At 41.6% G+C, this 11,554-nt stretch carries 16 protein-coding genes; 6 read left to right on the top strand and 10 right to left on the bottom strand.

The window, feature by feature from the left end; translation table 11 throughout:
- Positions 1 to 78 precede the first annotated feature (78 nt).
- Entirely contained in the window at positions 79 to 288 is a 210-nt protein-coding gene (locus NYE23_RS04545; RefSeq protein ID WP_341075793.1) for a hypothetical protein, read from the top strand.
- Positions 289 to 328: 40 nt separating this feature from the next.
- Here the strand turns inward: NYE23_RS04545 and NYE23_RS04540 are convergent, their stop codons facing one another.
- The gene (locus NYE23_RS04540; RefSeq protein ID WP_341075792.1) at positions 329 to 643 is read right to left on the bottom strand and encodes a hydrolase; all 315 of its coding nucleotides are present in this window, start codon (positions 641 to 643) and stop codon (positions 329 to 331) included.
- Between the two features lie 156 nt (positions 644 to 799).
- Between NYE23_RS04540 and NYE23_RS04535 the strand changes: the two genes are divergently transcribed.
- The gene (locus NYE23_RS04535; protein ID WP_341075790.1) at positions 800 to 1,312 is read left to right on the top strand and encodes a DUF3231 family protein; all 513 of its coding nucleotides are present in this window, start codon (positions 800 to 802) and stop codon (positions 1,310 to 1,312) included.
- 198 nt (positions 1,313 to 1,510) lie between these two features.
- Here the strand turns inward: NYE23_RS04535 and NYE23_RS04530 are convergent, their stop codons facing one another.
- On the bottom strand, positions 1,511 to 1,792 hold the full coding sequence (locus NYE23_RS04530; protein WP_341075788.1) for a hypothetical protein: 282 nt from the start codon (positions 1,790 to 1,792) through the stop codon (positions 1,511 to 1,513).
- Positions 1,793 to 2,017: 225 nt separating this feature from the next.
- Between NYE23_RS04530 and NYE23_RS04525 the strand changes: the two genes are divergently transcribed.
- On the top strand, positions 2,018 to 2,197 hold the full coding sequence (locus NYE23_RS04525; RefSeq protein ID WP_341075787.1) for a hypothetical protein: 180 nt from the start codon (positions 2,018 to 2,020) through the stop codon (positions 2,195 to 2,197).
- Positions 2,198 to 2,236: 39 nt separating this feature from the next.
- Here NYE23_RS04525 and NYE23_RS04520 read toward each other — a convergent pair whose 3' ends face one another.
- Positions 2,237 to 4,363, bottom strand: a complete 2,127-nt coding sequence (locus NYE23_RS04520; protein WP_341075786.1) for a peptidoglycan D,D-transpeptidase FtsI family protein — start codon at positions 4,361 to 4,363, stop codon at positions 2,237 to 2,239.
- A 184-nt stretch (positions 4,364 to 4,547) separates the two neighbouring features.
- Between NYE23_RS04520 and NYE23_RS04515 the strand changes: the two genes are divergently transcribed.
- Positions 4,548 to 5,012 (top strand): DinB family protein, encoded by a 465-nt coding sequence (locus NYE23_RS04515; RefSeq protein ID WP_341075784.1) that lies wholly within the window; start codon positions 4,548 to 4,550, stop codon positions 5,010 to 5,012.
- A 26-nt stretch (positions 5,013 to 5,038) separates the two neighbouring features.
- Here NYE23_RS04515 and NYE23_RS04510 read toward each other — a convergent pair whose 3' ends face one another.
- Positions 5,039 to 5,710, bottom strand: coding sequence for an SOS response-associated peptidase (locus tag NYE23_RS04510; protein ID WP_341075783.1), 672 nt, complete (start codon positions 5,708 to 5,710; stop codon positions 5,039 to 5,041).
- A 100-nt stretch (positions 5,711 to 5,810) separates the two neighbouring features.
- Here NYE23_RS04510 and NYE23_RS04505 point away from each other — a divergent pair, with 100 nt between their 5' ends.
- Complete coding sequence (locus tag NYE23_RS04505; RefSeq protein WP_341075782.1) at positions 5,811 to 5,966, top strand: hypothetical protein; 156 nt, start codon at positions 5,811 to 5,813, stop codon at positions 5,964 to 5,966.
- A 34-nt stretch (positions 5,967 to 6,000) separates the two neighbouring features.
- Here the strand turns inward: NYE23_RS04505 and cdaS are convergent, their stop codons facing one another.
- The gene (gene cdaS, locus NYE23_RS04500; RefSeq protein ID WP_341075781.1) at positions 6,001 to 6,600 is read right to left on the bottom strand and encodes a sporulation-specific diadenylate cyclase CdaS; all 600 of its coding nucleotides are present in this window, start codon (positions 6,598 to 6,600) and stop codon (positions 6,001 to 6,003) included.
- A 129-nt stretch (positions 6,601 to 6,729) separates the two neighbouring features.
- Between cdaS and NYE23_RS04495 the strand changes: the two genes are divergently transcribed.
- Positions 6,730 to 7,326 carry a class I SAM-dependent methyltransferase gene (locus NYE23_RS04495; protein ID WP_341075780.1) on the top strand — a complete coding sequence of 199 codons (597 nt, stop codon included), beginning with the start codon at positions 6,730 to 6,732 and terminating at the stop codon, positions 7,324 to 7,326.
- 36 nt (positions 7,327 to 7,362) lie between these two features.
- Here the strand turns inward: NYE23_RS04495 and NYE23_RS04490 are convergent, their stop codons facing one another.
- From NYE23_RS04490 to NYE23_RS04470, 5 genes are all read right to left on the bottom strand, one after another.
- Positions 7,363 to 8,106, bottom strand: a complete 744-nt coding sequence (locus tag NYE23_RS04490; RefSeq protein WP_341075779.1) for a TPM domain-containing protein — start codon at positions 8,104 to 8,106, stop codon at positions 7,363 to 7,365.
- Positions 8,103 to 8,681 (bottom strand): LemA family protein, encoded by a 579-nt coding sequence (locus tag NYE23_RS04485; RefSeq protein ID WP_341075777.1) that lies wholly within the window; start codon positions 8,679 to 8,681, stop codon positions 8,103 to 8,105. The genes NYE23_RS04490 and NYE23_RS04485 overlap by 4 nt, the downstream gene beginning before the upstream one ends.
- A 253-nt stretch (positions 8,682 to 8,934) precedes the next feature.
- Positions 8,935 to 9,927 carry an aliphatic sulfonate ABC transporter substrate-binding protein gene (locus tag NYE23_RS04480; protein WP_341075776.1) on the bottom strand — a complete coding sequence of 331 codons (993 nt, stop codon included), beginning with the start codon at positions 9,925 to 9,927 and terminating at the stop codon, positions 8,935 to 8,937.
- 16 nt (positions 9,928 to 9,943) lie between these two features.
- A complete protein-coding gene (locus NYE23_RS04475; protein ID WP_035329616.1) occupies positions 9,944 to 10,699 on the bottom strand; it encodes an ABC transporter permease in 756 nt (251 codons plus the stop codon).
- Positions 10,683 to 11,471 carry an ABC transporter ATP-binding protein gene (locus NYE23_RS04470; protein ID WP_048011363.1) on the bottom strand — a complete coding sequence of 263 codons (789 nt, stop codon included), beginning with the start codon at positions 11,469 to 11,471 and terminating at the stop codon, positions 10,683 to 10,685. The genes NYE23_RS04475 and NYE23_RS04470 overlap by 17 nt, the downstream gene beginning before the upstream one ends.
- Between the last annotated feature and the right edge of the window lie 83 nt (positions 11,472 to 11,554).

The raw sequence follows: 11,554 nt of genomic DNA, 5'->3' as shown, positions 1-11,554 counted from the left end.
ACTGGCAGTAAATCTGTCTGCCGGGGATGGAGTTATCTAGGAATTAATGATACAATCCTAACAAAAGGAGCTGGTAATATGGCTAAATCATCTGCTAAGAAGGTAAGGGACAAAGCAGTGCGTGAGGGAACAAGAAACCCTGAATGCAATCGAAGCCCATTTGTGTTTAGCGACATGCGCACAAGGAAAACAAAAACTAAAAAAGATCAATTATACAGGAACAAATATAAAAACCGTCATTCTGATGAAAGCAGAATAGACGGTTCTTTTTATGTATTATTTTATTAAAAAACAGCCAGTCTGTTTAAGACCAGCTGCATTTTTCCGATTACAGTATCCCCATTCCTTCTATATGTTTCCGGGCTTCCTCATCACCCAATTTATAAATCATTTTATATATGCCTTCCATGGATGCATCGTATTCATCATTTTTCGATTCTTTGTGGTACTCGAGGAACGGCACATGGGCACGGGCAAATGTTTTAAGATCTGCATCATAATTCTCATTAATGTATTCATTTAACTGAGCCAATTCTTCGTCAGTCGCAAATATTTTAAACTGCCATTCGGCAGCTTCTACAGGTTCGGAGTAAATCTGCGCATTTTCAATATCTATATAATAGGTATTTTTTGTTTGGTCCATAGTTTTCATCTCCTCTGCTTTTATACGTTATTTACCACAAATTAATGAAAATTAACCATTTAATATTGATTACATTTTCAGGCTCCGAATGGGCATGATATAGCTGTGCATTATAAGGAAGGTGGCACAATAATGAATTTTCTCAGGAGGTATACTATGGGTATTTTAAGCGGAAATCCAAAAGATGAACCGATGCACTATGGTGAAGTCTTTAGTACCTGGTCTTACCTGCTCGCAGGCAAAGGTATGGCTTCTGCCTACCAGACCATGCTAAGTCACTCTGGAGATGAGGACTTAAAGAAGATGCTTGAAGAAGCAATCCGCCTCTCCAAACAGGAAGAAGAACAGGTTGAGGCTATGTTAAAGGAGAACGGGATTGGCCTTCCTCCTTCACCACCGGACAGACCTGATGCTTGTGTGAATGATATTCCTCCAGGTGCCAGGTTCATGGATCCTGAGGTAGCTGCAAAATTAGCAGGAGACTTGGCTGCAGGAATGGTTGGCTGCAGTACGATCATGGGTCAATGTGTACGCGAAGATATTGCAGGCATGTTTGGCCAATTTCATACTCAGAAAGCTGCTTTAGGCATAAAGGTTCTTCGCATGAACAAAGAAAAAGGCTGGCTGATTCCTCCGCCGCTTCATCTACACAAATCAGATAATTGCTAAAGGGTTGCATATAAAACATTGCTGTATGGAAAAGAGAGCAGAGTACATTGTCTGCTCTCTTAGTAATTTTCTGATGAATAGGTAAACTGTTTTCCGCTTTTAGGAGCCCTAACCTCAATAACGATACTCCTCCAAACAGATTAATTCCTTTTTAATAATAAAAAACCTTAGTCTGCAATGTGACTAAGGCTAATATTCTTACTCAGAGTATTTGCTTTCACTGGAATCAGGGGAGACCATGCCTCCAGCACCGCTGGAATTGATATCAGGTTCTGCTCCTTCAGGCTGAGATGGCAAAACCTTATTTTTCTTTTGACTTGGAAGGCCAGAATTATCCTTTAGATATTGGTCATTTTCCATAATCGTTACCACTTTAAATCCTGTGCCTTCGAGATGGCTCTTCAATTTATCAAATGCTTTTGTCTGATTATTATTCATTTCCTGATCATCATATTGAAGCTCTACATTTATTGTTTTCATGTCAGGACCTCCTTTTTAACTTATTTTCCCGAATGCCCTTTCATTAAACTACACAGTACCTTAAAGAAGCAGAAGTTTATTTTAGTAATAATAGGTTATTTAAGAAAACAACCAGGACATGGTTAAGCCCGGAGAATGAATGGGTTATTTTCCCATTCACATCATTATCTGTACATTCCTGAATATAAATAAATTGTATGCGATCAGACGAAAGGAGCAGAAGCAATGTGGTTTTGGTTTCTGGTAATCTTCATCCCTATTATTATCCTCGCAATTCTGGAAGAAGCGATTCAATTCATGGTTAACCGCAAGATCTTTGAAAAAAATGACGAACCGATTTTGATTAAAGATAAATTCAAACACTTTAAAAATAAATTCAGGTATAAAAAAAGCCATTCCCAATAAGGAAAGGCTTTTTGTCCAGCCGTCTTAGGCCAAAAAATATTAGTTTTCTTCTGTTTCTGAATCTTCTTCGGCAGGCTTCTCCTGTTCTGCACCGGACATCCGCTTCTTTTTCAGCTCAAAATATCTATCTAAAACTTTCCTGCCAATTTCATAATTGGCAGTATGCCCGCTTCTTCCCTGGTATGCCCATGGAACAATGACTGACATGGCGATTTCAGGATTATTATGCGGTGCATAGGCAACAAGGCTCAAGTTCATAACATCTATTAATTTATCACCCTTTTTTTTGAGCGGGCCGTCATAAAATGCTTCCGCTGTGCCAGTTTTTCCTGCTGGAGAATATGGTGCGTCTGCGAACCTTCTATATGCAGTGCCTTCTGGATGCTGCATCACCTGTCTTAGTCCCTCTTTAACAGTCTTTAGCTCTCTTTCGCTTACATCTATCGTATTTAAGACAGTCGGCTGAATATCCTTCCAGATTGGGCCAAGTTCCTCCTGCTCCGTTGCCGGCTCGCGAATTTCTTTTAAAAGCCGCGGCTGAATGCGGTATCCTCCATTGGCTATCGTTGATATATATTGGGCCATTTGCATTGGAGTATAGGTATCATACTGTCCGATTGCAAGGTCTAACAGGAATCCCGGCAATCTGAGAGGACCCTCATAACCTATTGCCTCATTTGGCAAATCAATGCCAGTTCTGACACCAAGGCCAAATTGGCCGAAAGATTCTCTCATATCTTCAAATGCATTAGGATTTTTAAATCCAAGTGGCTGATCATAAGCATAACGCGCATCCGCAATTTCAATGGCTGTTTTAAACATATATACGTTTGAGGAGATACGCAATGCCCTTGTTTCGTTCATGATTGCCTGAAAGTTAAACCATGATTTTTTCACCTGCGGGGTTCCTGCAATTTTCATCGGTGCATCTAAAAAGGTCGTTCCGGGTGTAATTGCACCCGTTTTATAGCCTGTTAAAACAGTTGCCCCTTTTACAGAGGATCCCACATTGTAAGAAGATGAAATGGTACCCAGCGCATAATCCTGCAGAACGATTTTGCCATTTTCATCCTTGCCAATCATCTTTCCTGCCATTGTCAGAACTTCACCTGTATGCGGATCCATTAGGACGACAAACGCACGATCCATTAAATAAGTTCCCCGGGTCCGCTTGGCAGCCCAAATTTCCTCTTCCAAAATTTCTTCCACAGCTTTCTGAAGGTCCATATCAATCGTCAGGACAAGATCTTTGCCTCTTTGTCCTTCAGAAACCAATTCACTTCCGAGAATTTCCCCTTTTTTCGTAATAAGCTTTTCCTTTGATTTTTGGCCATGCAGAACATCTTCATATTGCATTTCCAGATAGCTCTTTCCAACACGTTCATTTCTGCTGTAATCTCTGGACAGAAAATAATCAAGCCGCTCCTGGGGCAGCCCTTCACTGGAATCCGTAACCCTGCCAAGCACTGTCTGGAGCGTACTTTCAAAAGCATAAGTCCGGTCCCAATCAGTCGTTGTATTGACACCTGGAAGATATTGGAGATTCTCGCTTACCGCCGCATATTCTTTTTGTGATACACCTTCATTCTTAACAATTTGCGGTGTCATCGCATAGCCGCTCGTGAATTCACGAAAGATTGCCAGCACTTCCATATCCTTCTTACTCAGCTGCTTCAGATCTTCTTCTGTGATTCTTTTTAGCTGCAGCTTATAGATTTGCTTATCATCCAGTTTTTTTTCTTTAAAAAGCTTCCATTCCTTTTCAGTTATTTTTTTCCGGGCAGCTTCCGGGTTTTTCAAGATCCAATGATCCTTCTTATCCCGTTCGGTCACTTTATCAGTCTTTTTATCAATCAGAACAGCCAGCCGTTCTGCCACCTGAAGCATTTCGTCCTGTTTGGCATTCCGGTTGGTATATGTAATCGCACTCTTTGGGTGATTATCCACAATAACCTGATGGTTCCGGTCAAGCATCCTTCCCCTTGGAACCGGGTTAGATACGATGACATCTTCCGTCCTGTCGACTTCTTTTTTGTATGTCTCGCCATTTACAATCTGTACTACACCAAGCCTTAAGATTAATAATGAAAATAAAACAAAAACAGAGAAAAACAATAAATTGACCCTAAAAGGCACATGGCTTTTCTTTTTCTTCTTTTTCCCCATATTTGAATCTCCCCCCTATGAACAATACGTCTGCAATATAGAGATTCTTCCAAATCTTCCCCTGTTAAATAATTCCACCATTTTCGCAAAATTCCTGCCAGCTATAAAATTTTTGTAATATAAAGGGATTTACACAGGTTTAGTTGAAATTTAATTCTGATAATCTTTTTAGGAGGGAACTTATTTGGAAAGAGCACAAAAATACTTAACCTATTTTTTATCACATAGAAAGGTGACCAATGAGCTGATCAGGAAAATTGATGACAAAGATTATGGTTACAGACCAACTGAAACTAGCATGCCTGCCGGCAAACTGGTTACCCATATGCTCACCTCTTTTTATATGTTTGCCAAAACAGCAAAAGATGGCTTCCCGGCAGTGTTTGGTGAAAAGTTCGATGAAATTGCTCCAAATCTATCAGAAGCTGCTGAAAATTTTACAGAGAAAACAATTGAAGTGATTTCATCCTTAACCAGTGAGGAATTGGAAAGAAAAATTGATATGACCGGAATTTTCGGAATGGAACTTACCGGCAGCCAGCTGCTGCAGATTGCAATGGATCATGAAATTCACCATAAAGGGAACCTGTTTGTTTATGTACGGGAAATGGGCCATACGGATCTTCCGATGTTTGTGAGCAAAGGGTAAGGAGACGGACGCATTGCGCGTCCGTTTTATAAACTATTAAGTGGAGAAATTAATTCTGCCAGTTCATTCTTGGGTGAATTCACTTTAGCTGATACCGGATATTTATCCATTTTTTCAGCCGGGTAAGGTACAAGTAAAGACTTCAGGTATTCAGTGTCATGAAAACGGGGATTCAGCCAATCCTCAAAATCATCTTTCTTTAAGATGACCGGCATCCTGTCATGAACTTCTTCTGTTACTTCATTAGGTCCCGTTGTAATAATTGTACAGGTTAATAAAGGAGCTTTGTCTTTATTACAGATATCCCAAATTCCTGCAAAAGCAAAAGGCTGTTCATCATTCATGATAAACCTGTAAGGCTGCTTTCCTTCTTCGGTTTTCTTCCATTCATAAAACCCATCTGCCAGGATTAAGCATCTTTTGCTTCTAAAGGGAGCTTTAAAGCTTGGTTTCGAGTCGATGCCTTCCGCTCTGGCGTTTATCATTTTGTAACCTATTTTTTCATCCTTCGCCCAGAAAGGAACCAGTCCCCATTTCATCTGTCTGCCGATTCGCTGCTTGCCGTCAGCAGTGACTGTTAAAATATTCTGGCTGGGGGCAATATTATATCTGGGCATAACCTCACCTTCTGCATATTCAAACCCAAACAGCAGCTGAAGTTTATGAATTGTTTCCGTTAAAGTAAACCTGCCGCACACTATAATCACCTCTTTAAGTCATTTTTATAATATATTGTTCATCTATTCCCGGTTATAGCGCATATTAAGACTGTCAGCTATTTTAAGGGAGGAATGAAATATGACAAAACAAGGCAGACAAAATTCAAATCAAACGAGAGCCCAAATTGAAAAACAGGATAAGCGAAACGATATTGAACTCGGAAATGAGTTTCAGGCGGGAAACAATAAATCTCAAAGCCAGAAAAAAAGCGGGAAACAAATTAATAAGAAATAACTAAGATAAAATCCCCCAGTATTAGGGGGATTTTTTAAGTACGGATTGTATATAGCTGGCCATCTACTGCAAAAGAAATGCGGCCTGTTTCCTCTGAAATAACTATGGCAGCCGCGTCTGATTTTTCAGTGATGCCAATTGCAGCTCTGTGCCTTGTCCCAAGTTTCTTTCCTTCAATGGTTTTATTTGTAAGGGGCAGAATGCTTCCTGCAGAAACTATGATGTCTTCTCTTATTAATGTACCTCCATCATGCAGCGGGTTACCCGGATAAAAGATCGTTTCAATCAATGTGTTGCTTACTTTTGCTCCTATCGGCGTCCCGTTATGTATATATTCTTCAACCGGCTGTCTTCTTTCTACAACAATCAGCCCCCCATGCCTTTTTTCAGATAGATGCTGGGCAGCGAGTGATACGCTTGAATATTCCTTCGTAAAAGGAGCTAAATATGACTGCAGATAATATGTCGAAGCAATGGTGTGGGCTTCTGCAACTGTCTTCTGCAAGGTTTCGAAATCAGATAAAATACAGCAGCTGAATTCCTCAAGAGTTTTGGAAAGCGAGTGAATTTGATCATCAATATTTCCTATATACCGATTTAGATCTTTTCGGTATTGATCTTCGCCATAAATCACCGGACTTCCTCCTATCTTAATTCATAATAGTACCTTTTCCAGTAAAAAATTATTTATCCATTTTACGGAATAGGTTTAGAACCTCTATAAAGAGACTAAATATAAGTATTAAACACCGAGGTGAGGGACATGTTCGATATTTTGGGAAAACAATTTGAGAAGCCAGAAGGATTATTGGGAAAGCTTGCCGGTAAAATCATGTACTTTGAAAACCGCAAGATTAACAAATGGACAATAGAACAATTACAGATTAATCGCAGGGACTCTATTTTAGAGGTTGGCTTCGGTCCCGGCTACAGTATTAAGCATATTATGGATCACTGGCGCCATGCAGAGACGGATGGAGTCGATGTATCCGAAGATATGAAGGCAGCTGCAGCCAAACTGAACGATGACTATATTCAGCAGGGAAAGGTCAGATTGTTCCTTATAGATGTTCACGATTACTTTCCGGATAAAAAGTATAATAAAATCTTTTCAGTCAACAATTATCCACTCTGGACAAAACCAAGAGAATCCCTTCAGCATCTGCATGAGATGCTTGAGAAAGACGGAGTAATTGCCATTACGGTTCAGCCGAGAGAAGAAGGTGCAGATGAAACCATTGCTAAAAATCTGGGGCAGGTAATCAAAGCTGATATGGAGGCTGCAGGGTTTAATTCCATTTCCATTTCATATAAAGAGGCCCGGCCCGTATTAACCGTTTGTGTAACTGGAATAAAATAATAGAAAAGAGCGGGGAGCCCCCGCTCTTTTCCGCTTTCACCAGCCCCGGCTGGCTCCTCCACCGCCTGATGAGCCGCCTCCGCCTCCCCGCGGACCGCCTCCTCCTCTGCCTCCGCCTCTTGAGAGAATGGAAAGTATGGCATATGAAAAGGCTCCGCCAAAGAATTTAATATCAAGAAACAGCAAACCGACAGCAATGATAATCAACAGCCAGGACGGTATGCCAATGCCTCCATCTTTTGACCCGGCATCAGCATAATCGCCGCTATTCCCTAAATTCACTTCTTCTCCGGCAGCTTCCTGTACAAGCACCTTATAGGTTTCAATTACAGCTTTATTGGGCTGGCCATCCTGGAGATATGGAATGGTAACCTGATCCAGAATTCTGCCGGCTTTTCCATCAGGAATTCGGCCTTCAAGCCCATATCCAACCTCAATGCGCACCTTCCGATCCTGCATGGCTACAACTAATAAGACACCATTATTCTTAGCAGCACTGCCTATGCCATATGACCGGAAAGCTTCATTCGCATATTCTTCAATCGGCCTGTCCCCAATTGTATCAACGGTTAACACTGTCACCTGTGCAGTTGTCTGATCCTCCAATTGTCTCCCCAGGTTAATCAGCTCAGATCTTTCCCGTTCATTTAGAACACCTGCAAAATCCTGGACATAAATATCTCCAGCAGGCTGGGGTATGGATTCATCTGCATGGACTGAGAATGCACCCATTATCAAATTTACTAAAAGAAGGGTCAAGAAGACCCTGCGGATGATCATTCTCCATTGCCTCCAAAGTCAACTTCAGGTGCTTCATTCGCCAGAGGATCCGCCCTAAAATACTCTTTTTCATCAAAGCCTGTTATCCCGGCTACAATTGCACCCGGAAACCTTTTTACTTTTTTGTTATATACAGAAACCTGGTCATTATAATCCTTGCGGGCAACCGAAATCCGATTTTCCGTACCGGCAAGCTCGTCCATTAATTGGGTAAACTGCTTATCCGCTTTTAGGTCGGGATAGTTCTCAACAACGACAAGCAGCCGGCTCAGAGCTCCTGACAGCTCGGCATTTGCTGCTGCTTCCTCTTCAGGCGAACGGGCTCCCGCCAATCTGGCACGTGCATCTGATACCGCTTGAATCGTCTCCTTCTCGTGTGCAGCATACCCCTTAACTGTATTTACCAGATTAGGAATCAAATCCAGCCTTCTCTGCAGCTGGTTCTCAATCTGTGAATAAGCCTGATCCACATTTTCCTCAGCACTGACAAATCCGTTATAGCTTGACATCAGCAGCATACCTGCTATGACTACTGCCGCAATTACGGCAATTAAAACTCCCATACCTTTTTTCATTTTCGCCACTCCTGTTTCTATGTTGTTTTTGTCACTTGCATGATATTTTTCCTTTTTTGGGTGAAAGTTAAACCAGGAGATTGGGTGGGCAGCTTTTGGTTTGCGCAGGTAATACGTTTTTATGCGCGGGCTGCATTTTCTTTTGAGCGGGAATGGTACTTTTGGGCACGAATTTTAGTGTGTTTCACGCGAGGCGACCCCTTCTGAGCGGACAAGAAAAACCGGAACCCATCCGGGCTCCGGTAAAATTTGCTTATTTAATAAAGTTCTTCGCAATCAGTTCACTGAATTCCGGTTTATCCTTAAGGAATTTTAACGTGTAGGATGAATCTGCAAATTCCTGGATTGTGTCTGCATCAACATCGTAAGTAAACCCAATTCTTTCCCAGGCGCGGTCTACTACTTCTTTTTCCAGCTCCTGGCCGGTCACTTCTTTAATGTCTTTGATTGTAATGGCTTTTGCTTCTTCAGGATTTTCTTCGATAAATTTTACAGCATCTTTATGTGCATTAACGATTTTCTGTACTTTTTCCGGGCTGTTCTTCACTTCGTCGCCCGTTGCAACTAATACGGATGCTGGAAGTGTTTCACCAAAGGAAACTTCATCCCATCCGATTACCACTTCTGCATTTGTTTCCTGTTCGATGACGGCTGCCCATGGTTCTGGAGCAACTGCAATATCGACTTTACCTGTTTTCAGCATGCTTGCATATTGTGCAGGGTTACCTGTTAAATGCTTCATAGTACCGCCGATGCGTGCTGATGTGATGCCCGCTTCTTCAAGATATGTTTCATACTGAACATCATGTGTGCAGCCTACACCAGGTGTGATAAATGTTTTTCCCTGGAAGTCTTCCAGGGAGTTGATTTTTACCCCTTCTCTGGCAAGGACAACGGTTCCGCCAGTTGAGGCACCTGCAATAATTTTAACATCAGCCCCGGTTGAGAAGTTGTTCATGGCTGGTCCGGGTCCTACAAGACCTGCATCAATGTCGCCCGTTTTCAAAGCTGTCATGAAAGAACCGCCTTCAGCAAATGTCTTATATTCGACTTTCGTCCCATCGCCAAGCTGTTTTTCAAAATATCCCTGATCTTTCGCAACCATTGCCGGCACATGATTGATATTAGGGAAATAACCGATGACAATCTTGTCTTCCTCACCGCTGCTTTTCTCAGATGATCCGCAGCCCGTAAGCAGCCCGGTGAACATAAATAATACAGCGGCCCATAAAAACGCCTTTTTCATAAATATCCCTCCAAATTTAAGACTCAAGTCCCCATTTTTTAATAACAGATTTTTCAATGCGCTGGAATATGAATTGGTCAACAATCATTCCGATTGCTCCAATAATAATCATGACACCGATTACGATGTCCATTCTTCCAAAGTCTGAAGCATAACGAAGTGTGTATCCCAATCCAGGTCCTGTACTTAAAAGCTCACCAGCCATCAATGCCCGCCAGGCAAATGCCCAGGCAAGACGGGAGCCGGTTACTACGTAAGGAATGGATGCAGGAAAGATGACTCTTGTAAATAAGTCAATTCCAGTCGCACCCATTGTCTGGGCTGCTTTGATATATAATGGTGAAACATTTTTAATCCCTGTTCTCATGTTCAGAGCCATTACAAATGTACCGCCAAGAATGGTTACAAAAATAACAGCCTTTTCATTCAAGCCAAACCACATAATCGCGATCGGCAGCCAGACGATGCTTGGTACACTTTGTAAAGCAAGAATGACAGCACCAAGTGTTTCATCAGCCGTTTTGGATTTCCCTAAAAGAATTCCAATCAGAGTACCAATAATAAGGCTGATCGTTAAACCGACTGCGAGCCGCTTAAAGCTTGCGATTAAATCATAGATTAATGTTTTATCCTGAAACCCTTCAACAAGAGCACTGAATACACTGGACAGAGAAGGAAAAATCAGAGGATGCCAGAGCTCAAGCCGTGATCCAATTTCCCAGAAGGCAATGATGGCTGCAAAAAATATGATCCGTTTAATGGCTGTTTGCATATTGGAGCTCCTCACTGACAACTTTATCTATTTCCTTTTTCAGGTATTTCATAATGTGATCCTCGATTTCGAGCATTTCTTTTTTGTGGTCCTCACGGGGTCTGGGAATATCAACGATTATATCCTGTAATATAATTCCCGGCTTTGTCCCCATTACAATGATCCGGTCTGAAAGTTTAATAGATTCTGAGATGCTGTGAGTAACAAAAAGAATCGTTTTCTTCGTCTCAGTCCAAATGTTTTCCAGCTGTCCGTGCAATCGCGTTCGGGTCTGTTCATCAAGAGCTCCGAATGGTTCATCCATTAGAAGTGTTTCAGGGTTCATGGCAAGTGCTCTTGCGATTGCTACCCTCTGCTGCATTCCTCCTGAAAGCTCATGAGGATAATGGGATATATATTTTCCCAGCTGAACCATTTGCAGATACTTTAGTGCGGTTTCCTCTGCATCCTTTTTCTTCATTTCTTTTTTCAGGGGAAACGTAACGTTTTCCATGACTGTCAGCCAGGGAAATAACGCTGCCTGCTGGAAAACCATTCCCCTGTCTTTTCCGGGTTTTGTTATGGTTTTTCCATCAATTTGAATGTTGCCTGAAGTGGTTTTAGTCAGCCCTGCAACAATTGATAGAAGTGTTGACTTTCCGCATCCTGAAGGTCCTAAAATCGAGACAAATTGCCCCTTCTCAACCGATAGATTAATATCTTTCAGGACGTCAACAGGCCGATTTTCTTTATCGTTATATTGTTTATTTACATCGTTTATCTCAATGAACATTCAAAATCACCTATTCCTATAAATCTCATTAATTTACTCGGATTACTTGTAATTATAATGTATTCACTTTGCATGTCAACCTT

This window comes from Cytobacillus sp. FSL H8-0458 (assembly GCF_038002165.1).
Taxonomy (GTDB): domain Bacteria; phylum Bacillota; class Bacilli; order Bacillales; family Cytobacillaceae; genus Cytobacillus.
The sequence above is the reverse complement of the archived record's forward strand: the minus strand, read 5'-3'. Positions and strand labels throughout refer to the sequence as shown.

Bases quoted from the DNA above. Each gene is read 5' to 3' on its own strand.
- NYE23_RS04545 (WP_341075793.1), top strand. From the start codon at position 79: ATGGCTAAATCATCTGCTAAGAAGGTAAGGGACAAAGCAGTGCGTGAG.
- NYE23_RS04540 (WP_341075792.1), bottom strand. From the start codon at position 643: ATGGACCAAACAAAAAATACCTATTATATAGATATTGAAAATGCGCAG.
- NYE23_RS04535 (WP_341075790.1), top strand. From the start codon at position 800: ATGGGTATTTTAAGCGGAAATCCAAAAGATGAACCGATGCACTATGGT.
- NYE23_RS04530 (WP_341075788.1), bottom strand. From the start codon at position 1,792: ATGAAAACAATAAATGTAGAGCTTCAATATGATGATCAGGAAATGAAT.
- NYE23_RS04525 (WP_341075787.1), top strand. From the start codon at position 2,018: ATGTGGTTTTGGTTTCTGGTAATCTTCATCCCTATTATTATCCTCGCA.
- NYE23_RS04520 (WP_341075786.1), bottom strand. From the start codon at position 4,363: ATGGGGAAAAAGAAGAAAAAGAAAAGCCATGTGCCTTTTAGGGTCAAT.
- NYE23_RS04505 (WP_341075782.1), top strand. From the start codon at position 5,811: ATGACAAAACAAGGCAGACAAAATTCAAATCAAACGAGAGCCCAAATT.
- NYE23_RS04495 (WP_341075780.1), top strand. From the start codon at position 6,730: ATGTTCGATATTTTGGGAAAACAATTTGAGAAGCCAGAAGGATTATTG.
- NYE23_RS04490 (WP_341075779.1), bottom strand. From the start codon at position 8,106: ATGATCATCCGCAGGGTCTTCTTGACCCTTCTTTTAGTAAATTTGATA.
- NYE23_RS04485 (WP_341075777.1), bottom strand. From the start codon at position 8,681: ATGAAAAAAGGTATGGGAGTTTTAATTGCCGTAATTGCGGCAGTAGTC.
- NYE23_RS04480 (WP_341075776.1), bottom strand. From the start codon at position 9,927: ATGAAAAAGGCGTTTTTATGGGCCGCTGTATTATTTATGTTCACCGGG.
- NYE23_RS04475 (WP_035329616.1), bottom strand. From the start codon at position 10,699: ATGCAAACAGCCATTAAACGGATCATATTTTTTGCAGCCATCATTGCC.
- NYE23_RS04470 (WP_048011363.1), bottom strand. From the start codon at position 11,471: ATGTTCATTGAGATAAACGATGTAAATAAACAATATAACGATAAAGAA.